The 24721-nt window shown below is 72.8% G+C and carries 17 protein-coding genes; 11 read left to right on the top strand and 6 right to left on the bottom strand.

Annotation, left to right across the window (positions count from 1 at the left end; all coding sequences use genetic code 11):
- Nucleotides 1-43 precede the first annotated feature (43 nt).
- Nucleotides 44-1966 carry an aconitase family protein gene (locus tag NQZ70_RS24415; protein ID WP_129576340.1) on the bottom strand — a complete coding sequence of 641 codons (1923 nt, stop codon included), beginning with the start codon at nt 1964-1966 and terminating at the stop codon, nt 44-46.
- A 534-nt stretch (nt 1967-2500) separates the two neighbouring features.
- Between NQZ70_RS24415 and NQZ70_RS24410 the strand changes: the two genes are divergently transcribed.
- The 5 genes from NQZ70_RS24410 to NQZ70_RS24390 all read left to right on the top strand — a co-directional run bounded on the left by NQZ70_RS24410 (nt 2501) and on the right by NQZ70_RS24390 (nt 9588).
- Nucleotides 2501-2848: a roadblock/LC7 domain-containing protein gene (locus NQZ70_RS24410; protein ID WP_237245570.1), complete on the top strand. Its 348-nt coding sequence runs from the start codon at nt 2501-2503 to the stop codon at nt 2846-2848.
- Entirely contained in the window at nt 2845-3312 is a 468-nt protein-coding gene (locus tag NQZ70_RS24405; RefSeq protein ID WP_129581545.1) for a type II 3-dehydroquinate dehydratase, read from the top strand. Before NQZ70_RS24410 ends, NQZ70_RS24405 begins: the two co-directional genes overlap by 4 nt.
- Before the next feature lie 39 nt (nt 3313-3351).
- On the top strand, nt 3352-3882 hold the full coding sequence (accB, locus tag NQZ70_RS24400) for an acetyl-CoA carboxylase biotin carboxyl carrier protein (RefSeq protein WP_129576339.1): 531 nt from the start codon (nt 3352-3354) through the stop codon (nt 3880-3882).
- Nucleotides 3883-3903: 21 nt separating this feature from the next.
- A complete protein-coding gene (accC, locus tag NQZ70_RS24395; protein ID WP_129576338.1) occupies nt 3904-5250 on the top strand; it encodes an acetyl-CoA carboxylase biotin carboxylase subunit in 1347 nt (448 codons plus the stop codon).
- 507 nt (nt 5251-5757) lie between these two features.
- A complete protein-coding gene (locus NQZ70_RS24390) occupies nt 5758-9588 on the top strand; it encodes an FAD-dependent oxidoreductase (RefSeq protein ID WP_237245569.1) in 3831 nt (1276 codons plus the stop codon).
- 69 nt (nt 9589-9657) lie between these two features.
- On the opposite strand, the gene yhbY is transcribed toward NQZ70_RS24390, so the two are convergent.
- On the bottom strand, nt 9658-9960 hold the full coding sequence (gene yhbY, locus NQZ70_RS24385) for a ribosome assembly RNA-binding protein YhbY (RefSeq protein WP_020736636.1): 303 nt from the start codon (nt 9958-9960) through the stop codon (nt 9658-9660).
- A gap of 426 nt (nt 9961-10386) precedes the next feature.
- Between yhbY and NQZ70_RS24380 the strand changes: the two genes are divergently transcribed.
- From NQZ70_RS24380 to meaB, 3 genes are all read left to right on the top strand, one after another.
- Nucleotides 10387-11181: an arginyltransferase gene (locus tag NQZ70_RS24380; RefSeq protein ID WP_129576337.1), complete on the top strand. Its 795-nt coding sequence runs from the start codon at nt 10387-10389 to the stop codon at nt 11179-11181.
- A gap of 123 nt (nt 11182-11304) precedes the next feature.
- Nucleotides 11305-11520, top strand: a complete 216-nt coding sequence (locus tag NQZ70_RS24375) for a hypothetical protein (protein WP_129576336.1) — start codon at nt 11305-11307, stop codon at nt 11518-11520.
- Between the two features lie 59 nt (nt 11521-11579).
- A complete protein-coding gene (meaB, locus tag NQZ70_RS24370; RefSeq protein WP_129576335.1) occupies nt 11580-12659 on the top strand; it encodes a methylmalonyl Co-A mutase-associated GTPase MeaB in 1080 nt (359 codons plus the stop codon).
- Nucleotides 12660-12672: 13 nt separating this feature from the next.
- Here the strand turns inward: meaB and NQZ70_RS24365 are convergent, their stop codons facing one another.
- From NQZ70_RS24365 to NQZ70_RS24350, 4 genes are all read right to left on the bottom strand, one after another.
- Complete coding sequence (locus tag NQZ70_RS24365) at nt 12673-12966, bottom strand: hypothetical protein (RefSeq protein ID WP_129576334.1); 294 nt, start codon at nt 12964-12966, stop codon at nt 12673-12675.
- Between the two features lie 153 nt (nt 12967-13119).
- Entirely contained in the window at nt 13120-13776 is a 657-nt protein-coding gene (gene nth, locus NQZ70_RS24360; protein ID WP_275938226.1) for an endonuclease III, read from the bottom strand.
- Between the two features lie 139 nt (nt 13777-13915).
- Entirely contained in the window at nt 13916-15610 is a 1695-nt protein-coding gene (locus NQZ70_RS24355; protein WP_129576333.1) for a Fic family protein, read from the bottom strand.
- 474 nt (nt 15611-16084) lie between these two features.
- Nucleotides 16085-21367, bottom strand: a complete 5283-nt coding sequence (locus NQZ70_RS24350; protein ID WP_129576332.1) for a serine/threonine-protein kinase — start codon at nt 21365-21367, stop codon at nt 16085-16087.
- A 271-nt stretch (nt 21368-21638) separates the two neighbouring features.
- Between NQZ70_RS24350 and NQZ70_RS24345 the strand changes: the two genes are divergently transcribed.
- The 3 genes from NQZ70_RS24345 (at nt 21639) to NQZ70_RS24335 (ending at nt 24209) form a co-directional block, all read left to right on the top strand.
- Entirely contained in the window at nt 21639-21938 is a 300-nt protein-coding gene (locus tag NQZ70_RS24345; RefSeq protein WP_061625815.1) for a septum formation initiator family protein, read from the top strand.
- A 277-nt stretch (nt 21939-22215) separates the two neighbouring features.
- Nucleotides 22216-23883, top strand: a complete 1668-nt coding sequence (locus NQZ70_RS24340; RefSeq protein WP_165374135.1) for a hypothetical protein — start codon at nt 22216-22218, stop codon at nt 23881-23883.
- Nucleotides 23880-24209 (top strand): hypothetical protein, encoded by a 330-nt coding sequence (locus NQZ70_RS24335; RefSeq protein ID WP_129576330.1) that lies wholly within the window; start codon nt 23880-23882, stop codon nt 24207-24209. Before NQZ70_RS24340 ends, NQZ70_RS24335 begins: the two co-directional genes overlap by 4 nt.
- Nucleotides 24210-24721: the final 512 nt, after the last annotated feature.

Here is a 24721-nt window from a genome sequence, read left to right as displayed (position 1 = left end):
CGCGCACCCCGCCGCGCCGCCGTGCCCGCCGAGCGCTCGCCCGCTACCGCGCCGGTTTGCTCGCGCTGGGCGGCTGCCGCACGGTGCCTGCGTGGGTCCAGCTCCGCTCCATGCCCGTCGCGAGCCAGGCCACCTCGACGCGCTCGCTCCCGAAGACGGCCGCGACGCGATCGCCCCACTGCGCGGGGGCGGGGAGCTCCACGCTCTTCTGCTCCTTGATGCTGCCGAGCGCCTCCGCGCCGACGAGGAACGTGGCGATCCCCTCGCTCGCGAACGCCGACACCGCGGTGCTCGGCACGAACGGCGCGACCACCGCGCGCACCGTCGACAGGTCGGTCGCGCGCTCCGCGACCGCCCGCACCTCGTCGAGCGTCGACAGGACGAGCGCCACCCCGCCGGCCGCCTTGCCCTCGGCCGGCGCGGCCGGCGCCATGTCGTCTCCAGCGCTCGGCGCGCTCGGCGCGACCGGCGCTGCGGGCGCGGTCGGCTCGGCCGGCTCGGCCGGGGCGGCGGCCTTGCGCCCGCGCGCCCCGACCGCCGCGCGCCCGCTCCCCTTCGGCACGCCCGCGAGCACGTCGAGCGTCAGCGGTCCCTTCCAGGGCACCGCCGTGGGCGCCGGCGGCGGCTTCTTCGTGCTCACCTGCTCGCCCTTCTTGTCGCGGAGGATCAGCACGTCGTCGGTCGGCAGCGCCCGCGGCACGGTCACCCGCACGGGCCGCTTGAACGACCGCGGATCGCCGACCGAGCCGGTGGCCACGGCGTAGGCGAGCGTCTCGGCCGAGGCCACGACGAACGACGGCGCCCCGGCGATGCGCGGCTCCGGATCGGCGGTGCGCAGCGACAGGCCGCCGGGCGGCGGCGGGTAGATCTCCGAGGTGACGACGCGCCGGTCCGGCTCGACGATGCGCGCGCCCGTCGCCACGAGGTCGACCAGCGCGCCCGACTGCGCGAGCACCTCGAGCACCTGCCGCGACGGCGGCGCGACCAGCAGATCGAGCCGCGACGGGACGCGCTTCGACTTGAGCAGCAGCGCCGCCGCGAGCATGTCGCGCAACGTCACGCCGGAGTCGCCCCCGAGGACGACCTGCGCCACCGGTTTGCCGGCGAGATCGCGGACCGGCCGGACCACGCCCTCCTCGTCCATGAGCAGCGGGTCGACCGTGCCGAGGTCGATCGAGACGACCTCCTCGCACGGCGCGCCCGGGTCCGGCACGAGCGCGCGGTGGGCCTTCGACCTGCGCTGATCGCGGAGGAAGACCTCCGTCTTTTCGTCGCTCACGAACAGCGCCGCCGCCGCGCCCACCTGCGGCGCGATGCCGCAGAGCACCGCGCGGTCGCCCACCGAGAGGAGCCGCGCGCTCGGCCCGGCGAACTCGAGGATCACCGGCGCGTGGTGCTCGCCCTCGATGCGCCGGACCACCTCGTCGAGGTTCCTGCGGAGCAGCTCGAGCGCGACGTCCCGCGCGCACACGAAGGGACGCACCCTGCCCGATAGGTGGATCTGCACGCTCCGCGGCGGCCGGAGCCAGGCCGAGCCCGTGGCGAGCGCCTGCCCGAGCTGGCTCGGCGAGACGACGAGCGACAGCATGCCGATGCCGCCGACCGTCGCGAGGCGCGGGTCGTCGGTGAGGGCGAGCCGCGCCGGCGCGGCGAAGCGCTCGAGGTGCACGGGCGCGGGAAAGCCGATGCCCGGCCGCGCGATCGGGATGTTGTAGGTCGGGAACTCGGGCGACACCGAGTGTGGGCTGCCCTCGTCGATGTCCGCGAGCGAGCTCGCGTCGGCCACGCAGGTGCCGTCGTAGGCGACGGCGACCTCGACCGGCGTCTTCTTCATGCCCGTGGCGATGGCCTCGGCCAGCGCGCGCGACGGCGCCCTGGAGAGGATCACCTGGTCGACCTTGACCTGGACGAGATCACCGCGCAGCTGAGGATCCGTCGCCCGCCCGGCGAGGATCTTCTGGGGCATCGTGCGGGGGGGATCCCCGGCTCGCGCACGCATAGATGTTGGGCCGTCCTTGTTTTTCTTGATGAGCTGGCGGGCGCGACGCAGGGCCGCGCCCGGCCACGTTTGACGTCTCCCGCCGGCGAGATGCGCCGGCGGGATCCGCCCGCGGCCTTGCCGCGAGGCGAAAGAACGGCCGCACGTTAGCCGCTCGCCGGGACAAGGGTCAAGGCGTGCTTTGGAGCGGGCCCCTTGGGGCGGGAATCGCCCGGCTGGGACCAGGATGCAAGAGGCAAAGCGCGCCCGCCGCTTATCGCGATCGCCGCGCTGCCGGGCGAACGGCGCGAGCTTTCGCGGTGTTACGCGCCGCCGCGAGGTCGCCGCCCCGCGCGCTCGCCTGCTGCCGCGGGCGGCCGGCGCGAGGCGCCCCGCGCGCGCCCTCGCGGACGCCCGGCGGGGGCGAGGGCAGGCGCCCGGGCCCGGGCGCCGGACGCGCGCCGGTTCGTTTGTTTTCCCGATCGTGCCGCGCTTGGGTAGTCTCCCCCCATGTTCCAGGCCGTGCTGAAGGAAGTCGTAGAGAACACCGAGGGCGGCATCGCGACCCTTCTCATGGATTTCGAGGGGATCGCGGTCGACAGCTACTCCAAGCCGGGGGCCGCGTTCGACATCACCACCATCGGCGCGGAGTTCAGCGTCGTGCTCAAGTCGATCCAGCGCGCCGCCGAGATGCTCGACGCGGGCAACGCCGCCGAGATCGCGATCCAGGCGGAGAAGGTCACCACGCTGATCCGCGTCGTGAACAACTCGTACTTCGTGGCCTTCTCGATGACGCCCGACGCGAACATCGGCAAGGCCCGCTACCTCTTGCGCACCAAGGTGCCCGTGCTGCTGAAGGAGCTCGCCTGAGCGGCTTCAGGATCTCGGTCATCTCGGGGCCGAACCTCGATCGTCTGGGCAAGCGCGAGCCAGCGATCTACGGCACGGCCACGCTGGATGACGTCCACCGCGCCGTCGAGGAAGCCGCACTGGCCCACGGCGCCTCGGTGTCGTGCATGCAGTCGAACTGCGAGGGGGAGCTCGTGACCGCGATCAGCCACGCCGGCGATCGCGGCTTCCACGGCATCCTCCTCAACGCCGGCGCGTACACGCACACCTCCATCGCCCTCTACGACGCGATCCGCGCGGGCGCGCTCCCGACCGTCGAGGTGCACATCTCCAACCCGGACGCTCGCGAGCCGTTCCGTCGCCGCTCGCGCATCGCGCCCGCGTGCATGGCGCGCGTCGCGGGCTTCGGTCCGAGCTCGTACGTCCTCGGGTTGCTCGGGTTGCTCGGGCACCTGGAGAAGCTGCGATCGGACGAAAGAGGTTGAACATGCGCCGTCACTCTGGTTGAAAGGCGGCAAACATCGATGGCCGAACGTCCTTCCATGAACATCAACCTCAAGCAGTTGCGGGCGCTGGTGCGCCTTTTAGAGAAGCGCAACGTGAGCGACTTCGAGTTCGAGGACGAACACGTTCGCATCCGGCTCACGCGCGGGGGCCTCGTGCCGCAGGGAGGGGCGCCGCAGCTCGCGCCCGTCGCCTACCAGCTCCATAGCGCGCCGGCGGCGTCGCCCGCGGCGCCGCCCGCTCCTGCGCCGGCGGCGGCGCCCGCCGCGGCGCCTGCGCCGGCGGCGCCCGCCGCGGCGAGCGACGAGGGGATCTCGTACGTCACCTCGCCGTTCGTCGGCACGTTCTATCGCTCGCCGTCTCCTGATGCGCCGCCGTTCGTCGACGTCGGCAGCGCGATCCGCGTGGGTCAGGCGCTCTGCATCATCGAGGCGATGAAGCTGATGAACGAGATCGAGGCGGACTCCCCCGGCACGATCGTCGAGATCCTCGTCGACAACGGCAAGCCGGTCGAGTTCGGGCAGCGTCTCTTCAAGGTGCGGAGCAGCTAGCGCTGCCCGGGCGAGGGTGCCGTGTTCCAGAAGATCCTGATCGCCAATCGCGGCGAGATCGCGATGCGTGTCATCCGCGCCTGCCGCCTGCTCGGCATCCGCTCGGTCGCGATCCACTCCGAGGCGGACGCCGCGGCGCTGCACGTCCGGTTCGCGGACGAGGCCGTGTGCGTCGGCCCGGCCGAAGCGTCGAAGAGCTACCTCAACATCCCGCAGATCATCGCGGCCGCCGAGGTCACCGGCGCCGACGCGATCCACCCGGGCTACGGGTTCCTCTCGGAGAACGCGAAGTTCGCCGAGCTCTGCAAGAAGTGCCGGCTCACCTTCATCGGGCCGAGCGCGGACGCGATGCGGACCTGGGGCGACAAGGTGTCGGCGCGCGCGGTCGCGAAGCGCTTCGGCATCCCGATGCTGAGCGGCACCGGCGTGCTCACGAGCGCGGCGGACGCGGCGGAGCAGGCGGAGCGCGTCGGCTACCCGGTGATCCTGAAGGCCTCCGGCGGCGGCGGCGGCCGGGGCATGCGCATCGTCCGCCACGCCGGCGAGGTGCAGCGCTCGTTCGAGATCGCGACGCAGGAGGCCCTGTCCGGCTTCAAGAACCCGGACGTGTACCTCGAGCGCTACGTCGAGGCGCCGCGCCACATCGAGTTCCAGGTGCTCGCGGATCAGCACGGGGGCGTGTGGACGCTCGGCGAGCGCGAGTGCTCGCTCCAGCGCCGGCACCAGAAGGTGATGGAGGAGTCGCCGAGCCCCGCGATGGACAACGAGAAGCGCACCCGGATGGGCGAGATCATCCGGGCCGCGATCCTCGAGACCGGCTACACGGGCCTCGGCACGCTCGAGTTCCTGATGGATGAGCGCGGCGAGCTCTACTTCATGGAGATGAACACCCGCGTGCAGGTCGAGCACCCGGTCACCGAGATGGTGACCGGCGTCGATCTCGTCGCGCAGCAGATCCTCGCCGCCGCCGGCGAGCGCCTCACGCTGCCGGACACGCGCCCGTGGAGCTTCCGCGGCCACGCCATCGAGTGCCGGGTCAACGCCGAGGATCCGCGCTCGTTCGTGCCGTGGCCGGGGCTCATCACCGAGTATCACTCCCCCGGCGGCGTCGGGATCCGCGTCGACTCCGGCGTCTACGGCGGCTTCCGCGTCCCGAGCTCCTACGACTCGCTGGTCGCCAAGGTGATCGCGCACGGCGCGAACCGGGCCGAGGCGATCGCGAGGCTCCGGTGCGCGCTCGACGAGTTCATCATCGGCGGCATCCGCACGAACATCCCGCTGCACCAGGCGCTGCTGCGCGATCCCGACGTCATCGCGGGCAACATCTCGACCCACACGATCGAGCGCGTCGTCTCGCAGGGCTTCTGATCGCGGCGCTCCGGCGCGCGCGACGAGGGCGGCGCTCCCGCCGCGCGCGGCGCCGGTCCTGCAGGCGGCAGCGACGGGGCTTCTCCCGCTCCTCGCCGCGCGAGTCGCCGCGCGAGCGGGCGGCGTTCCCGGTCGAGGCGATCTCGCCGGCGCGCAGCAGTTGCGCGCTCGCCGCGGCGGCGGGCTCGCGGCTGCGGTGATCTCACGATCGCGCAGCCGTTGCGCGCTCGCCGCGACGGGCTCGCGGCTGCGGCGATCTCGCGGTCGCGCAGCCGTTGCGCGCAGCCGTTGCGCGCAGCCGTTGCGCGCAGCCGTTGCGCGCAGCCGTTGCGCGCAGCCGTTGCGCCCTCGCCGCGGCGGCGAGCGCGGGATGAGCTCGATGGATGTTGCCTGAGCGACAGGTCGGAGCTACGGCCCGGTGCTACTTTACGTTGCTCTCGAGATCGGGCGCGCGCGCCCCTCGCCGGGCGGGCAAACCCCTTGAAATAGAAAGCATTTGCTGCGGGTATGGAAGCGAACGCGGGCGTGCAGGCTGACTTCTCTTCGTGGGTGCAGGCCACCTCCGATGTTTCCGAGCTCGAGCTCGGAATCCCTGGTTTCGGTTACGTCGATCTCTTCGACCCCGCGAAGCTCGCCGAGCTGACGGAGCGCTTCGAGGAGTATTTCCACGCGTCGGACGAGGGCGCCTACGCGCGCTTCGACGCGTACCGGGCCGCCCTGCGCGCGGAGCAGGCGACCTCCGGGGGCGGCGGCGCGGGCCGGCCCGCGCTCACCGCGGAGCAGGTCTCCGAGGCGCTCCTCGCGGCGGCGCCGTACGTCGGCCGCTTCGTCGCCACGCTCTTCCGCGTCGAGCGGGAGACCCAGGCGCAGATCGACGCGACCCGCGAGCGGGCCGCGCTCTGGGACTTCAAGCGCGAGTTCTCGAAGAAGCGGCTGTTCAAGCCGAACCCCGGGAAGGCGTGGCATGGCACGCCCGTCGAGGCGGCGCACGCGGCGCGGCGGGCGCTCGCGGCCATGGGCGCGCCGGCGAGCGCGCTCGACAGCGGCTCCGCCGCCGAGGAGCTCGCGATCGCGCGCGCGACGCTCGCGCTGATCGAGGTCGACGAGATCGCGCGCAAGGCCGCCAAGGCCGGCGGCGCCAAGTGGACGGACGAGCTCCGAGGCCGCGCGGCGAAGGCGCGCGCGGCGCTGCGGGAGGACCCGGCGCTCGCGGAGCGCGTGGCGCCGGCCGTCGCGGTCGCGGGCGCGGCGCCGACCGAGGCCGAGGACGCGGCGGTCGTCGCGTTCGCGCTCGACGCCGTCGAGGCGTGGCTCGCGGCGCGTCGCGCGGACGAGCACGACCCGGCGCATCGCTGGCCGACGCTCAAGGCGCCGCGCACGCTCGACTACCAGGCGCTGGTCCAGCTGCACAGGAAGGGCGCGAGCGACGGCCCGGGCTCGGCCGAGCTCCTCGTCGGGCCGGAGCACGAGCGGCGGGCTCGCGACGGCTTCGCGCTGACCGACCGGCGCGCGGCGCCCCGCGAGGTCGAGAGCCAGGTCGACTACTGCCTGCTCTGCCACGATCGCGACAAGGACTCGTGCTCGAAGGGCCTGCGCGACAACAAGACCGGGGCGATCAAGTCGAACCCGCTCGGCGTCGAGCTCCACGGCTGCCCGCTCGACGAGAAGATCAGCGAGATGCACACGATGCGCGGGCGGGGCGAGTCGATCGCCGCGCTCGCGCTCGTCTGCATCGACAACCCGATGTGCCCCGGCACCGGCCACCGCATCTGCAACGACTGCATGAAGGCGTGCGTCTTCCAGAAGCAGGACCCGGTGGACATCCCGCAGGTCGAGACCGCGGCGCTCACGGACGTCCTGTCGCTCCCGTGGGGCCTCGAGATCTACGGGCTGCTCACGCGGTGGAACCCGCTCGACGCGCTCCGGCCGCACGCGCTCCCGTACAACGGCAAGAACGTGCTCGTCGTCGGCCTCGGCCCCGCCGGCTACACCCTGTCGCACCACCTCACGCGGCAGGGCTTCGCGTGCGTGGCGATCGACGGCCTCAAGATCGAGCCGCTGCCGGTGGAGCTCACGGGCGACGAGACGCGTCCGCCGCGGCCGGTCAGGGATTTCAAGCGGCTCTACACCGAGCTCGACGAGCGCGTCCTCCTCGGCTTCGGCGGGGTGAGCGAGTACGGGATCACGGTGCGGTGGGACAAGAACTTCCTCACCGTCCTCTACATCACGCTCGCGCGGCAGCGGCTGCTCCGGATCTATGGCGGCGTGCGGTTCGGCGGCACGATCGATCTCGACGACGCCTTCCGGCGCGGGTTCCACCACGTCGCGATCGCGGCGGGCGCGGGGCGGCCGACGATCATCCCGCTCAAGAACAACCTCGCGCGCGGCATCCGCAAGGCGTCGGACTTCCTGATGGCGCTCCAGCTGGCCGGCGCCTACAAGCGCTCGGCGCTCGCGAACCTGCAGGTGCGGCTGCCGGCGGTGGTGATCGGCGGCGGCCTGACGGCGATCGACACCGCGACGGAGCTCGCGGCCTACTACGTCGTGCAGGCCGAGAAGACGGCCGACCGGCTCGACGCGCTCATCGCCGAGCGCGGCGAGGCGTCGGTGCTCGCGATGTTCGACGAGGAGGAGCGGGAGTTTTTGGCCGAGCAGCGGCGCCACGCCGAGGAGATCCGCGACGAGCGCGCGCGCGCCGCGCGCGAGGGCAGGCCGCCGCGGTTCCAGGGCCTCATCGACGCGTGGGGCGGCGTCTCGCTGGTCTACCGCAAGCGGCTCATCGACTCGCCGGCCTACCGGCTGAACCACGAGGAGGTCGCCAAGTCGCTCGAGGAGGGGATCCGTTACGTCGAGAACCTCGCTCCGCTCGAGGCGGTGCTCGACGAGCGCGGGTGCGTCTCGTCGCTCGTCTTCGATCGCCAGGAGGTCGTGGACGGCAAGTGGCGGAGCGCGGGCCAGACGGTCTCGATCCCGGCCCGCACCGTGTGCGTGGCGGCCGGGACGAGCCCCAACGTCACGTACGAGAAGGAGCGCCCGGGCTCGTTCGCGTTCGACAAGTGGAAGCAGTTCTTCCAGCCGCACCGCGCGTACGTCGACGAGGCCGGCGCGCTCAAGGTCGAGCCGGCCAAGGCGCGCGAGGGCTTCTTCACGAGCTACAACGACGGCGAGCACGCGGTGAGCTTCTACGGCGACAACCACCCGCACTATGCGGGGAGCGTCGTGAAGGCGATGGCGAGCGCCAAGGACGCGTACCCGTCGGTCGTCGCGCTGTTCCAGCGCGACCTCGCCCGGCTCGGCGAGGAGCCGCAGGCGGCGCGCGACGCGCGGCGGCGCGACCTCTTCGCCCGCCTCGATCACGATTTCACCGCGGTGGTCGAGCGCGTCGAGCGGCTGACGCCGACGATCGTCGAGGTGGTCGTGCGCGCGCCCGCGGCGGCGCGCAAGTTCGAGCCGGGGCAGTTCTACCGGCTGCAGAACTACGAGGTGCGCTCGCCGGTGGTCCGCGGCACGCGGCTCGCGATGGAGGGGCTCGCGCTCACGGGCGCGTGGGTCGACAAGGAGAAGGGGCTGCTATCGCTCATCGCGCTCGAGATGGGCGCGTCCTCCCGGCTGCTCGCCGCGCTGCGCGCGGGTGAGGAGGTCGTCGTGATGGGGCCGACCGGGACGCCGACGGAGATCCCCGAGGGCGAGACCGTGCTGCTCGCCGGCGGCGGGCTCGGCAACGCCGTGCTGTTCTCGATCGCGAAGGCGCTCAAGGCGCGCGGCGACCGCGTGATCTACTTCGCCGGCTACCGGCGCGGCGAGGATCTCTTCAAGCAGGACGAGATCGAGGTGGCGACCGATCAGGTCATCTGGTGCACCGACGGCGGCGCGGAGATCCCCCCGCGGCGCGCCACGGATCGCCATTTCCGCGGCAACATCGTCCAGGCGATGCGGGCCTACGCGGAGCGGCAGCTCGGCGGCGAGCTGGCGAGCCTCTCGGAGGTCCGGCGCATCATCGCGATCGGCTCGGACAAGATGATGAACGCGGTGCGCGAGGCGCGGCACGGCGTGCTCGCGCCGCACCTCAACCCGAAGCACGTGGGCATCGCGAGCATCAACTCGCCGATGCAGTGCATGATGAAGGAGGTCTGCGCGCAGTGCCTCCAGCGCCACGTGGATCCGGAGACGGGCAAGGAGACAGTGGTCTTCTCGTGCTTCAACCAGGATCAGCTCATCGACCACGTCGACTTCAAGAACCTCGCCGCGAGGCTCCGGGCCAACACGGTGCAGGAGAAGCTGTCGAACGCCTGGCTCGATCACATCCTGGCCGAGCGCCCCGCGCTGCGGCACGTGTGACGCGGTCCCGGGCGCCCCGGCGATCCGGGGCGCCCTGAGCTGCGGCGGAGGCGGCTGGGCGGCTCGCGGTCAGGCGCCTGCGGGCAGCTTGATCTTCGGCTCCTTCGGGTGGCGCCGGTAGAGCAGGATCGTCCGGCCGAGCGTCTGCGCCACCTCGGCGCGGAGCCGCTCGGAGAGGGTGTCGGCGACCTCGCCCAGGTCGTCCGGGCACTCGGTGCCCAGGCGTACCTTGACGAGCTCGTGTCGCTCCAGGGCGGCGTCGACGGCCGCGACGACCCCGTCCGTCAGCCCGGCCTTGCCGAGCTGCACGATCGGGTCGAGGTGATGCCCCAGCGCCCGGAGGTGGCGGCGCTGCTTTCCTGTGAGATCCAAAGCGTTCGGCCTTTCTCGCGTCGCTCGCGCGAGGCGGGCCCTTCACCGGACCGGCCTCTCCTCGCGGGCGCGCGCTGGGTCATACCGGCCTCCGGGCCAAGGGAAAAGGGCGCGCCGCGCAGCGCCGCGCGCAGCCCGTCCGGCTGGGCACGCTGGTATCAAGCGATAGGTGTGCCTATCGGGGTAAATGTATGCGAATGGGGGTTGTGGTGTGAGTGGTCGGTGGTGCGCGCGCGCGCGTGCCAGGCGCCAGATGGATGATGACGACCGCTGGCCGATGCCGACGGCCGCGTTGCGCGAGCGGGCGAGATCTCCCGGCGCTCCGTGCCGCTCTGAGTTTTGCTTGACGTGGCCGCGCAACAGGCATCCCCTGGATGTAGCGGCCGGCGTGTCGACGGGGTCTCGAGCGCTCGGATCGACAGCGACATGGGCTCATCGAGCGAGCGAGATGCGGCATCGGGTCAGGACGTCGAGCTCCCTCGGCTCGACGAGGTGGCGGACCCGATCGAGCTCACGGTCCACGACGAGGTGAGCCCTTGCCCGTACCTCCCCGAGGTCGACGCGCGGATGCCGCTCCGCGTGCCCATCCGCCCGCTCACGCGCGCGGAGTTCGAGCGGCGGCTGGTCGCGGGCAACCGCCGTCACGGCAAGCTGCTCTACCGCACGCAGTGCCCCTCGTGCCGCGCGTGCGAGCCGATCCGGATCATCGTGGGCGACTTCGTCCTCGGCCGCACGCAGCGCCGGGTGCTCCGCCGCGGCGAGCAGGTGGTCGACGTCGAGATCGGTCCGCCCGTCACCACGCGGGAGAAGGTCGCGCTCTACAACCTGCACAAGCACGGCCGGGGGCTGATGCGCGACGACGGCCCGCTCGGCGCCGCGGGCTACGAGGCGTTCCTCGTGGACAGCTGCTGCGAGACGTTCGAGATGCGCTACCGCGTCGGCGGTCGCCTCGTCGGGGTCGCCGTCGTGGATCGCGGGCAGGAGTCGCTGTCGGCGGTCTATTCGTTCTACGATCCCGAGCTCGAGCCGCTGAGCCCCGGCGTCTTCTCGATCTTGAAGCAGCTCGAGCTGTGCCGCGCCTGGGGCCTGCGGTACCTGTACCTCGGCCTCTACGTCGAGAAATGCTCGCGGCTGGTCTACAAGGCCCAGTACCTGCCGCACGAGCGCCTCATCGACGGCCGCTGGCGGCGCTTCGATCGTCCGGCGGCCCGGGCGCCCTGACGGGAGCAGGCGGCTGTCCCGGGCGGCGCCTCGCGGCGCCCGCGCCCGCGGCGCCCGCGCCCGCGGCGCCCTGGCGGGGGCGCGCGGCTGGACTTCGCGGGCCGCCCGCTTCAAGAACGCGCCATGTCGAATCGCGCGCTCGTGTTCGCCTCCTGCGCTGTGCTCTCGACCCTGCTCACCGTCGCCTGCGGCGAGACGCGGCCGATCGTCGATCGCGGCGACGCCGCGGGCGGCGCCGGCGGCGCTGGCTCGTCGGCGAGCGGGGAGGGCGGCGCCGGCGGGGGGCCGTCCGGTGACGGCGGTCAGGCCGCCGGCGCGGCAGGCGGCGGGGAAGGGTAGAGACGCCGCGCGCCCGCGGCCCGGTTGTGTCCCCGCATCGCCGGGCCTAGACCGCTCGCGTGCACCCGCTCGCAGAGAAGGTCCTCGCCCGCGACACGCGCGCGACGGCGCGGGCCTGCCGGCTCGTCGACGATCGCGCCGGCGACTACGCCGCGATCCTGAAGGATCTCTTCCCCCACACCGGCCGCGCCTGGGTCCTCGGCGTGACCGGCAACCCGGGGGCGGGCAAGAGCACGCTCACCGACCGCCTGATCTGCGCGTTCCGGAAGCAGGATCGCCGGGTCGCCGTGGTTGCGGTCGATCCCACGAGCCCGTTCACCGGCGGCGCCATCCTCGGCGATCGCATCCGCATGCAGGCGCATTTCGGCGATCCCGACGTGTTCATCCGGTCGCTGGCGACCCGGGGCGCGCTCGGCGGGCTGTCGCGCTCGGCGGTGGACATCGCGCGGGTGCTCGACGCGTGGGGGGCCGACGTCGTGCTGGTCGAGACCGTCGGGGTCGGGCAGGACGAGCTCGAGATCACGCGCATGGCGCACACGACCCTGGTCGTCGCGGCGCCGGGCATGGGCGACGAGGTGCAGGCGATCAAGGCGGGCATCCTGGAGTGCGCCGACGTCTTCGCCGTGAACAAGGCCGATCGGGACGGGGCCGACGCCGCGGTGCGCGATCTCGAGCTCATGATCGCGCTCGGCGGCGAGGTGGCGAGGGCGTCCGGGCGGTCGCGCGGGCACAGCGCCGCGGCGCTCCACGCCCGCGAAGCCGAGGCGGCGTCGGCTCCGGGCGGCGCGCCGGCCGAGGGGCCGTGGGAGCCCGCCATCGCGCGGACCGTGGCCACGCGCAACGAGGGTGTGGCGGCGCTCGTGGACCGGCTGGAGGCGCACCGGGCGTGGCTGTTCGGGACCGAGGCCGGCGCCGCGCGCCGGGAGGAGCGCCTGCGCGAGGCGATGCACGTGCAGCTCCGCGACGCGCTCACCGACGCCGCGGTCGCCGCGCTCGGGCCCGCGCTCGACGCGGCGGTGCGCGCCGTCGCGCGGCGCGAGGTCGACCCCTACACGGCGTCGGAGCGGCTCGTCGACGCGTTCCGCGGCGCCGGAGCCGCCTTGCCCGGCGCCGCCGTCGCGCCGGGCGACGGGCCCTGAGCCGGCGTCGTCGCTAGTTCACGCACCGATCCAGCGCCTCTCTCTCGTCCTTGCACGCCGTATCCCACTTATAGTTGCGGCAAATCGCGGTGTCGTCCTCGCACGCGAGGAGATCGTCGTACCGGTCGAGGCAGTCGCGGCGGTCTGCGTCTACGAACCTGACATCGTAGCGATCGAGGCAATCGTTGAACTCGCGCTCGTTACACCCCTCGCAGTCGCACCTGTCGTCGCAGAGATCGTCCTCCGGGCGGCCGCACGCGGCGGTGAAAAGGCAGGCGAGGGTGAGGGTCAGGAACAAGGCCTTCATGGGCCAAGCTTACCTCGCGTCTTCAGCGTCGAGGGAATAAACAGCCGACAGCAGACGTGCCGAGCGGCGATAAGCGACGAGCGATGCGCCGCGCTGGCCGCGCCCGTTTCCGTAAGTGCGCTCGGCGCCCGGCGTGCGCAGCGCCGATGGCGCTCAGGCCTGCGCGCCCCCGCGGCGTGGCGAGCGCGGCGCCTTGCGCCCCACGTTCTCCGCGTGGAACGCGCTCGGGCACGCGTCGTTGACCCCGCAGCCTCCGCACGCCGGCTTCCTCGCGAAGCAGATCCGGCGGCCGTGGAAGATCAGCGTGTGAGACAGCATGTCCCAGTCGCGCTTCGGGAAGAGCGCCATGAGATCGCGCTCGATCTGCTCCGGCTTGTCGCTCTTCGTCCACCCGAGCCGCTGGGACAGGCGCTGCACGTGGGTATCGACGACGACGCCCTCCGGCGCGCCGAAGGCCACGCCGAGCACCACATTCGCCGTCTTGCGCCCGACGCCGGACAGCTCCACGAGCTCCGCCAGCGTCCTCGGCACCTCCCCGCCGTGCCGCTCGACGAGGCCTCGCGCGAGCCCCACGACGTTCCTGGCCTTCTGGTTGAACATCCCCATCCCGAGCCGCCGGAGGAGCGCGCCCACCTCGGCGGGATCGGCGCCGGCGAGCGCGCGGGCGTCGGGATAGGCGGCGAACAGATGGGGCGTCACCTTGTTGACCAGCACGTCCGTCGTCTGCGCGCTGAGCACCGTCGCGACCAGCAGCTCGAACGAGGATTTGTGGTCTAGCTCGCAATGAGCATCCGGATGCAGCGCGCGCAGCCGCGCAAAGGTGGCCCGAGGCGGGGTGTCAGGCCGCGCGCGCGCCGGCGCGGGACGAGCGGCGGCAGCGGCCCCGGGCGGGCGGCGCGCGCCCCGTCCGGCCGGGGCGGGGCCGCCGCCGGGGCCGCGCTTCGCCGTCTCAGCTGACGAAGGCGCGTTTCCGCGTCTCATGCTCATCGAGGAGCTTCTCGACGCTCGCGAGCGCGTTCTCCACCGACTCCTGCACCATCTGCAGGACCGTCGTCGCCGAGCCCTTCAGCGCCTCGTAATAGCGCTGCCGCTCGGTCGAGTGGATGATCGACGGGGGCAGACCGGTGCGGAGCAGCAGCATGTTCATGAACAGCCGCGCGACCTTGCCGCTGTCGTTCGGGAACGGATAGACCCGCAGCAGATCGTAGTGCGCGCGCGCCGCGATCCGGATGCCGTTCCGCGTCTTCCGCGTCTCGGGGTCGTTCAGCCAGTCGATGATCTGCCGCACCTTGTAGGCGATCTTGTCCGGCGGGGCGTACTCGTGGAAGTAGAGCCGGTGCTGGGGGATGTCCTTGCGGTATTTCACCGTCTTGAGGTCCCCCTCCTCCGGGTGGAGGATCAGGTACAGCTTCCTCATGCAGTCGAGCGTGATCGGCGCCCGCTTGTTCTCGCCCTGCTCGCGCACATAGACGATGGCCTCCTTGTGGCGCCGGATGTCATCGTACGTCGGCTGAAGGCTCGAGTCCGTCACGAGCGGCGCAGGGCCGCTGAGGGCCGCGCGCAGCTCGTCGAACGTGTAGACCACACCCTCGAGCGCGCTGTCGTGGTAAATCCACGACATATCGAGGCTCTCGATATAACGCCGCCGGAAATCCTCCGATTGCGCGTTCAGCCGCTGCTCGATGATCGCGCTGCGCTCCTCGATGGTGGCTCGCCGCGGCGGGGGCAGCATCGGCAAGGGCAGCGTGACCACCCGCGGGGGCTCCCGGAGCGGGACGCGGCCAGGACGGCGCTCGATCGACGACGCCGGGCCCTTCCCCTTGGCCACGCCCGGCCGCACGCTCTTCTTCTCGGCGGCGGGCTTGTCGCTCGTGCGCTGCGGCCTGTCGCTCGCGCGCTGCGGCCGGTCGCTCGCGCGCTGCGGCTTGTCGCTCGTCCGGCGCGGGCGCTCGGCCTCGACCGCCGCGTCCTGCTCCCCGGCGTGCTTGAGCTTCAGCCGCTCCTTCAGCTTCGGCTGATCGTCGAGCCTCAGCTTCTTGCGGAGCTTCTTCGGCTCCGCCGCCGGCGCGAGCGTCCGCTCGGAGCGCGCCGCGATCTTCCGCCTGACGAGCCTCGGCTTCGTGGCCTTGACCCGCGCGAGCCTCGGCCGCGTGGCCTTGACCCGCGAGGTCTTCGTCTTCGCGGCCTTGGCGCGCCGCGCCCGCCCGGCGGCCGCCCTCGGCTTCGCGGCCCTGGCCTTCTTCGCCGCCCTCGGCTTCGCGACCTTGGCCCGCGTCGCCCTGGGCTTCGTGGCCTTGGCCCGCGCCGTCTTGGCCCGCGTCGCCCGCGTCGCCTTGGCCTTCGCGGCCCTGGCCTTGACCTTCGTCGCCCGCGCCTTCGCCCTGGCCTTGGTGGTCCTGAGCTTGGCGGCGGCGCGCGTCGGCTTCGCCTTCGTCCGGGCGGCCGACTTCCTCGCCTTGGACGCGCTGGCTCGCTTCGCGGCAGCGCGCGTCGCCTTTTTCGCCTTCGTGGCCGCCGATTTCTTCTTGGCGCCCGTCCGGGTTGCCCGCGCCGGTGCGCGCGTCGCCTTGCGCCTCGCCGGGGCCGCCGACTTGCGGGTGGTCGCCCGCTTTGTCGTCGCCTTCCGGCGCTTTGCCGCCTTCACGGCAGAGGTGCGTCGCGCAGCAGGTCGAGAGGACGCGGCCTTTCGTTTAGGCTTTCGAGCGGCTGAACGGGCGGCGGGCTTCGCCTTCCGCGTCCGCGCCGAAGACGCGGCTCGCCTCGAGCTCGCCGCGCTGGCCTTGGTCGCTCTCTTCCGGTCTTTTTTTGAAGTTTTTCGGGTCTTCTTTGCCGCCATGGGCGTGCTTTCACACGATCGCTCAGGCTGCCCGCTGCCACGGTGCGGCGAGCTAACATACATCCAAAAGGGGCCTAATGCCGGCCAGCAGCCTAGCAATTTGAGGATTTATCCGTCAACCAGTCCGGTGCAGAAGTGGGCCGGATCCGACATGCGCGGGCTGGATCGCCGGCGATCCAGCTCGGCCGCTCTGCCAGGCAGCGCCCGCGGTGGGCGCGGGCCGGGCGGCGCTCGCGGTGGGCGGGGTCGCCCCGCGTATCGAGCGAGAGCGCTCCTCGGCGCTCAGCTGTCGACGTTGATCCCGAGCCGCTTTCGGATGGCGAAGTACTCCTCGCCGACCGCGTAGAGCATGAGCTCCTTGAGCCGCTCTTTCTGGGGCACAGCGGCGCTCGCCTCGTCGGCCGCCTTGATCATCTCCTGCGCCAGCTCGAGGTCGTTGGCGAGGAGGAACCCGGCTCGATCGGCCGTCAGGTCGACGCCGGAGACCCAGCGCTTCAGGTCGATCGCGCCGGCCTGGAGGAGCTTGGTCACGATGCTCGCCAGCTGATCGCGCGCCGGCCCCACGATGGTGGGATCCAGGACCGACAGGTTCTCCTTCACCGGCCCCTCCAGCTCCTTCGTGATCGGGAACGTGGGCGAGATCAGCTTGATCGCCGCGAACAGCCAGGCGCGCAGGCCGGTGCCCGTCGGCACCAGGTGGCGGAGGTACATGCCCGGCCGGTAGTAGGTGAGGTGGCGCGCCGCGATGAACGCGGCCGCCTGGGTCGGCAGATCCATCTGGAGCGCCGCGGCGCCGAGCACGATCGCCGGCACGTGCGCGTGGAGGAACGAGACGCCGCCGCCGTCGTTCGGGTTCTGGAACGTGACCGGCGGCTCGAGGCCGAGGACGCCCGCCGCGTAGTAGAGCGTCTGCGACATCGGGTAAGGGTGGCGCGAGAGGTCGATCTGGTAGGCGAGCTGGTAGCCGAGCTCCTCCAGCGGCTGCCCGTTCTTCCGCAGCACGGCCGGCTCGATCACGCCGAAGATGGCGGTCAGGAGCGGATCCGCGTCCGGGTGGACGAGCGCGGTCGCCCACGCCTCGTCGTCGAGCGGCTGCTGCGCGGCCGCGGCCGTGTCCGGGCGCAGCCGCCGGAAGAAGCGCTCCTCGTCCGGCTCGGCCGCGTTCAGGCAGCAGAGCGCCTGGCAGAGGCAGAAGGCGGCGTCGGCCCGCTTGGTCTCGGTGTACATCTTCCGCAGCAGCCGGTAAGCGTCCGGCTTGTAGGGGGAGCGCCGCAGGATCGGGAGCTGCGCGGCCACCGCCTTGTCCAGGTACTCCGCCGGGTTGCTCGCGTAGAGGTTCGCCAGGAGCTCGTTGCGCTCCTCGCTGTCCGGATCGAGCGTCTGCGCCGCCTCGTAGGCGTCGATCGCCTCGCTCATCCAGCCGAGCTTGTCCTTGTAGAGGGCGCCCAGCCGGTCGAACGTCTCGAGCATCTTCGCGGTGTCGTTCTCCTCCGTCGCCCGGTCGAGCTCGACCTTGAGCAGGCGCTCCACCTCCTCGTGGTCGCCCTTCTCGGCGCGCAGCTCGATCGCCTCGGCGAGCGCCCGGGTGAGGGACGGATCGAGCTCCAGCACCTCGTCGTAGAACTGGGCGGCCCGGTCGAGATCGCCGAGCTGCCGCGCGCTCACGATCGCCGCGGTGTGCAGGTACTTCGCCTTCTGCCGGCTGTCGTCGATCTTCGCGGCGAGCTTGAGGACGATGTCGATGAGCTTCGACCAGTCCTTCTCCTCGCTGTAGAGCTGCATCAGCTTGGTGAGGATCTTCCGGTCGTCCGGCCGCTCGTCGAGCGCGGCCACGTAGCTCTTCGCCGCGCGCGTCCGGTCGTGGAGGTGCGTCGCGAGCAGGTCGCCGATCTCGAGCAGAAGCGCGCTCCGCTCCTCGCCGGTCACCACGTCGAGCCGCCGGTGCTTGAGGCGCGCGACCTCTTCCCAGTCCCCCTTGGCCTCGAACACCCGGGAGAGCAGGGCGAGCGGGGCGGGGGACTCCGGGGCGAGATCCGCGGCGTCGTTCAGCGGCGCCACCGCGCCGTCCGGGTCGCCGGCCGCGAGCCGCGCCTCGCCGAGCCGGAGGAGCGCCTCGGCCCGCTCCCGCTCCGGCAGGCCGGCGCCGAAGCGCGCGACGAGGCGCTCGTAGAGCTCCGCGGCCTCCTTGGCCCTGCCCGCGTCGAGGTTGACCTTCGCGGCGCGCGACAGCGCCGCCGGATCGTCCGGCGCGAGCGCGAGCAGCGCCTGCACGGTGCCGATCGCCTTGCCGCTCGAGCCGCTCTTGCTGAGCGCGTCGACGTAGCGGAAGAGCAGCTTGAGCCCCTGCTCCCTCGGCAGGGCGTCGACCCGGCTCGAGAGCAGCTCGTAGTGCCGCGCCGCCTCGAGGAACCGGCCGGCCTCGAACGCGAGATCGCCCGAGATCATGAGCCCCGGCGCGCTCGTCGGATCGAGGTCGACCGCCCTCGTGGCCGCCTCGGCGGCGCGCGCGTCGTCCTTGAGGCGCTCCCGCAGCAAGAGGGCCATCTCGCCGTAGAGGCGGGCCTTCGTGAGGTTGCCCTCGGCGACCTCGGCCTCGCGCGCGATGAGCTCGACGGCGCTCGTCGCGTCGCCCCGGGCGAGGTAGGCCGCGCGCAGCGCCGACGACGCGCCCGCGTTCTGCGGCTGCGCGTCGAGGGCCATCTTGTACCGCTCGATCGCCCCGTCGCGATCGCCCTTCTCCTCGAGCATCTTCGCCGCGCGGATCCAGAGATCGGCCCTGCTCTCCGCGGTCTTGGCGGTCGCCGCGAGCGACTCGATCGCGCTCAGCGCCGCCGCGGCGTCGCCGGTCGCGGCCCGCACGTGCGCCAGCGACTCGAGCGCCCCGGCGTGGTGCGGGTCGATCGCGAGCACCCGCTCGTAGGCCTTGCGGGCGCGCTCGGGCGAGCCGACCTGCTCGAGCAGCACGCGCCCCACGGCGAGCAGGAGCTCCTCCCGCCGCTTGTCGTCGGGCACGATGCCGAGCTGCCGCTCGTAGAGGGCGACCACGTCCTCCCACCGCTCGAGGGCGCGGTAGTGCCGCCCGAGCGCGGCCAGCGAGCCCTCGTGCGCGCCGTCGATCCTGAGGATCGCCTCGAGGGCCTCGGCCGCCTTCGCGTGGTCGAGGAACTCCTCGTCGTGGATGCCGGCGATCCGCTCGTAGAGGTTGATCTTCTGGCGCGGCGTCGCGCTCACCTCGATCTGCCGCTCCAGGTTCTGGAGCAGCTCCTGGTAGCGCCCGGCGCGGCTGTAGATGCGGTCGAGCCCGCGCAGGGCGTTCAGGCTGGTCGGATCGAGCTCCAGCGCCGCCTCGTAGCGGCGCGTCGCCTCACCGAGGTCGCCGAGCCGGTCCTCGTAGAGCTCGGCGAGCCTGCACATCGTGTCGACGCGCTCCTCGCCCCGCAGCGCCTCCGCGCGCCGCTCGAGGATCTTGGCGTAGCCGGCGTGGTCCTCGACGCGCCGGTAAATCCGGAGCAGCGCGTCGCACGCCTTGGTGTGGCCGGGGTCCTCGGCGAAGATCTGCTCGTAGAGATCGCGCGCGCGGCCCGCGTCGTTCAGCTTCGTCTCGAGGAGCTCGGCCGCCGCGGCGCGGAGATCGCGCGCCTCGCCGGGGGTCGGGGCGCGATCGGCGCGCGAGAGCAGCACCTGGACGAGCTCCTGCCACTGCTGGGCGCGGCGGTAGACCTGCGCCAGCCCCTCCAGCGCCTTCTCGTTCGCCGGATCGAGCCCGAGCACGAACTGGAAGCACGGGATCCCGAGGTCCGCCCGCGCGATCTTCTCCGCGTACCAGGGCCCGAGCCGGTTGAAGAGCGCGATCTTCGGCTCGGCGGCCATCGCCTCGTCGGTGCTCGCCTGGCTCAGGATCTGGAGCGCCTCGGACCAGACCTTCATGTCGTTGCCGGCCGCGCGCTCCAGGTCGACGGCGTACGCGTCCTGCTCCGGATCCTGGGCGAGCGCCTGGGCGAACGCGAACACCCCCTGGTCCTTGTCGTCGAGCTCCCGCGCGTAGAGGTGCCCGATCTCGTTCAGCGCCCGGGCGCGCTCCCCCGCGCTCTCGGCGCGCTCGCTCCGCTGGAGGAGCATCTCCACGAGCTCCTCGTGCTTGCCGAGCGCCTTGCGGAGCTCCTCGAGCGCGCTGAAGGCGATGTCGTCGCCCGGGTCGAGCTCGAGGAGGCGCAGGTAGACGGCCTCCGCCTTGTCGTGGAGCCGCCCCTTCTCGTAGATCCGGGCCGCCCGGTAGTAGAGGAGCCGCTTCGCCGCCGCCTGGTCGCCGCCCGCGGCCGCGTCGACCTGCTCGGAGGCCGTCACGAGCGCCTCGGCGACCCGCCCCGGGTCTGCCCCCCGGTCGACGGTCGCCTCGACGGCGAGCGCCAGGTCGGCGTCGGTCGGGCTCGCGACGAGCCGGCCGATGAGGTCGTTCAGCTCGGCGTCGCCGATCGCCGCCCCCTTCTGCTGCGGCTTGCCGAGCGGCTCGACCGCGTCGAGCGCCGCGCGCGCGCTCCGCGGCCGGTCGTCCTGCGCCTTCGCGAGCAGGTGCGCCGCGAGCTCGTCGATGTCCTTGCCCACCCACCCGCGCGGCGCGACCGCGCTCGGCGCGGGCGGCGGCTCGGTGAGGTGCGCGACGGCCACGTCGACCGCGGCCGCGCCCGAGAACACGCGCTTGCCCGTGAGGAGCTCGAAGAGCAGCGCGCCGAAGGCGTAGAGATCGCTCGCGGGGCCGACGCCCTCGCCGCGCAGCTGCTCGGGGCTGGACGTCTTGACGAGCTCCGGGCTGGACCACCCGGCGCCGAGCCGGTCGCCGCCCACGTCGATGAGGACGGGGAGCGGCTGCCCCTCGTCGCCGCGGGCGACGAGCACGTTCTCCAGCTTGAGCGCCCCGTGGACGACGCGCTGCTCGTGGAGCGCGGCGAGCCCGCCCAGGATCCCGCGGAGCAGCGGCTTTGCCTCGTTGATGTGGAGCGGCCCCGATCGCGCGAGGCGCGCCGACAGCGGGAGCCCGTCGACGTGCGTGTAGGCGACGAACGCCCGGCCGCCCACGAGCCCGGCCTCGACGCCGCTGGCCAGGCTCTCGTGGTGCACCTGCGCGGCGAGGCGGACGTGGGTCAAGAACCGGCGCACCGCCCGGCCGTCGCGCGTCACCTCGCGCCGGAGCACCTTCAGCGTCCGCGGCTCGGTCCCCCGCGTCGCCGCGTAGACCAGGCCTCGCGGCCCCTCGCCGATTTTTCTCGTGATGATGTAGTCGCCGAACGCCTCGCCGGGCGCGAGCTCCTCGGGCAGGCTGATCCCCTGGGAGCCGAGGGCGCGGACGCGCGCGTCGACCTCGGCGCGTGAGGCGATGACGGCGTCGATCAGCGCCTCGATGGCGTCGACCTCGACGCAATGGTCCGTGAGCGCGCGCGCGAAGGAGGCCTTGGAGGCGTTGCCGCCGATCTCGGCCGGGCTGAAACCGAGGAGGTCGGACGACAGGGCCATCATTTCATCGAGCGAAAAGAGGCGCTCGAGCTCGCCTCGGACGATATCAATGGACATGGGTCTCCTCGGGCCGAGCCCTCGTGGCGGCGCGCGCAGCGGGCCTGCCGCACGGCGGGGCGTGCGTCATGCTAGCGAAGCTTGCGGCGCCATGCGACATCCGACGCTCGCCGGTGCCGGCATCGCCCAGGGCGGCGCTCGACGCGGGCGCGGCCGCCCGCGCGCGGCTGGGCTTCACCCTGATTGCCGCGTCGAAACCGGGTGGAAGTTAGCGCGGAGTTGCAGGAATCCTGGAGGAAAGTTGACAGGAGCGCGGGTGATGTGCGAGCGGATGTCCGTGCGTCGAATAGCGCAGTTCCTCGAGCGGACCCTCCCCATCGCGGTGCTCGTCGTGGCGGTCGTGGGCGCTCCGGTCATGATCTTCTCGCCTCAGGGCCTGCCTCGCCTCCGGGAGCTCGAGAGAGAGCTCGCCGACGTCGAGGAGGAGAACGCCGAGCTCGGGCGGCAAATCGAGGCGCTCCGCGGCAAGGTGGCGCGCCTGCGCGACGACCCGACCGCCGTGGAGAGGATCGCGCGCGACAACCTGGGTCTCGTGCGGCAGAGCGAGGTTGTCTTTCAGTTCTCCCGCTGACGACTCGGGGTCTTCTGGCGCTCTCCAGGCCTCGTGTCGTCCTCGGACAGCAGCGCTCCTCCGCGGGGCGCCTCGCCTGATCGGGTGAGCTCGCCCGGCGCTCGGCGCCGCGCTGCCGGCGCACCTGCGCCCACCGAGCGCCGCCTCCGCGCCCGCGCCGCCCGCGTCTCCTTATAGGGAGATCCGGCGCGCCGCTCGCGCGAAGGTCCCGGCGTCCGTCGTGGCCGCGTGCGGGGCGCTGCACGCTGGCTCCGCCCTTTCTGGTATCGTGCAGCGAGTGTCGCTAGACCTGGGCCGCCTCCTCATCGCCGCCGGCGCCGTCTCCAAGGCTGAGGTCGAAGCCGCCCTCTTCGTGGCGGTCCTGCGGGGCATCTCGTTCCCCCGCGCCCTCATCGACCGCGCCGCCATCAGCGAGCGCGCCCTGGAGGCGGAGCTCGAGCGCCGCGGCGGCCTCGCGCTCCGGCAGGTCGTCGGCGCCCGCGATCTCGTCGCGCGCCTGCCGCGCGCCATGTGCCGCCGCCTCGGCGCCGTCCCGATCCGCCTCGATCCCGGCGCCGGCACCGTCGACGTCGCCGCCGCCGATCCGCTCGACCGCCACATCGCCGACGAGTTCAGCTTCCACCTCGGCGCGCCGGTGCGCATCTACCGCGCGCCGATCACGGCGATCGAGGAGGCCATCCGCGCCCTGGAGCTCGACGAGCGCGAGCAGGTCCCCGCCCGCTCGCGCCGCGCCACCCCGGCGTTCCCGCACGGCGCGCCCCAGTCGACCATCCCGCCGCCGCCGTCCTACGAGGTGCCCATCCCGCTCATCCGGCGCGCCGCGGTGCCCTCGTTCGACGAGCCGGGTCTCCACGAGCCGCCCAGCGGCAAATCAGGCCGCCGCGTCCCCGCGCACAACGGTCACGTGCTGCTCGCCGAGGCGCCGTCGTCGCAGGAGGAGCCGATCCTGCCGCTCCGCCACGCCAAGGCGGCGCCCGGCGCGCGCGGCTCTCCCGCGAGCGCGCGCGGCCCGCTGGAGGCCGCGCGCGGCGCGGGCGCGCGTCGGGCCACCCTGCGCGCGCCGGCGGACGTGGAGCCGCCGGCCGTCTCGTTCCCGCCGTCTCCGCCCGTGGAGATCTCCCCGCCGTTCAAGCTGCTCGCCTCGATCATGCCCCAGGGCTCGCCCGCTCCCGACCGCGGCCCGGACAGCGGCGGGCGCGAGCCGGCCCCCTCGACGCGGCGGCTCGGCCGGCTGCCGCTCGACGCGCCCTCCGGGGTCGCCCCCGCGTCGCGCCGGAGCGCCGGCGCGCCCTCCGGGGTCGCCCCCGCGTCGCGCCGGAGCGCCGTGGACGCGGAGGTCCCGCCGCTGCTGCGCGGCGGGGGTCGTCCCGAGGGCGCCGCGTCGCCGTCGAGCCTGCGCTCCGGGCGGCTCCCGGCGCTGCCACCCGCGCCCGAGGAGCTCATCGATCCCCTCGACGACGACCCGCCGCCGCAGCCGTTCGTCGATCTGAGCGACGTCATCGACGCGCTCTACCTCGCGCGCACGCGGGACGATGTCGTCCGGCTCGCGCTGCGGGGCCTGCGCCTGTTCGCGCGTCGCGTCGCGATCTTCGCCGCGCACCGCGGGGTCTTCCGGGGGTTCGCCTGCAACGCGGAGTTCGGCGATCAGGAGGCGTTGCGGAAGCTCACCTTGCCGATGGATCAGCCGAGCATCCTCGCCACCGCCGTGGCGACGCACCTCTACGTCGGGCCGATCCCCGGCACGCCCACGCACGCGCCGCTGCTCGACGTCATGGTCAACCCGAGCCTCGACGTCGCCGCGGTCGCCGTGCAGGTCGTCGGCCGGCCCGCGATGATCCTGGTCGCCGACCGGATCATCGACACCGCGAGCGGGTCGCGCCGGATGGTCGAGCTCGCGCGCGCCGTGGGCGAGGCGTTCAGCCGGATCCTCTCCGCGCGGGGGTGAGCGCCCGCGCGGCGCGATCGCGGCGCTCGATCCCGATCCGCGTCGATCGCATGCGCGCCGCGGGCGGCGGCGGTCGCGCGCGACGCTCGTTCCTCATCCCTCCAGCGGTCCTCTCCGACGGCCGCTCCTCGATCTGCAGCGGCGGCGCTTCCTCGAGCGACGGCGAGGGCATCGCCTTGAGCGACGGCGAGGGCATCGCCTCGAGCGACGGCGAGGGCATCGCCTTGAGCGACGGCGAGCGCGTCGTCGAGGCGATCGCGACGCTCGAGGCGGCGCGGCGCTGCGCGCGATCCTGTGACGAGCACCGGCAAGCGACCGCCATCTGAACGCGGGTCATCTCGGTCGGCGCCTCCGAGCGCGGCGCTCCGGCGTGCTGCGTCGACGCTGCAGCGAGGCGCGATCTCGCCGGCCGCGCCCCTGCGGTAGCCGCTGGCCTCCTCGCGCACGCGCGCCGCTGCCGCGCGCACCGCGCATCGCAGCCGCGCGATCGCTATCGCAGCCGCGCGCATCGCTACCGCGCGCATCGCTGCCGCGGCGTAGGCCGCGCGCCGCTCTCGCGCCCACGCGCATCGCGCCGCGCGCGCTGCAGGCGCCGCGTTGCAAGCGTGCGCTCCGTGGCTTTCATCTGCGCAACGAAGGCAGGAAAATCCCGATGCTTGTCGAGGTGCAAGTGCGCGTCGCCTGAACTCAAGAGGTGTGATTTTCCAGTGTGTCGGTTCAGGACGATCTGAGCTAGTCGCGTGCCACAAGAATTTTCTTGTGACGGGGGAACTCAGTACGCTCCTTTCGAAATTTTTTACAATCCGGAACCCTTTTTCTGAACGACGGTCAGATTTGG

Origin of the sequence: Sorangium sp. So ce836, from assembly GCF_028553905.1 — a bacterium.
GTDB lineage: Bacteria > Myxococcota_A > Polyangia > Polyangiales > Polyangiaceae > Sorangium > Sorangium cellulosum_D.
The sequence above is the reverse complement of the archived record's forward strand: the minus strand, read 5'-3'. Positions and strand labels throughout refer to the sequence as shown.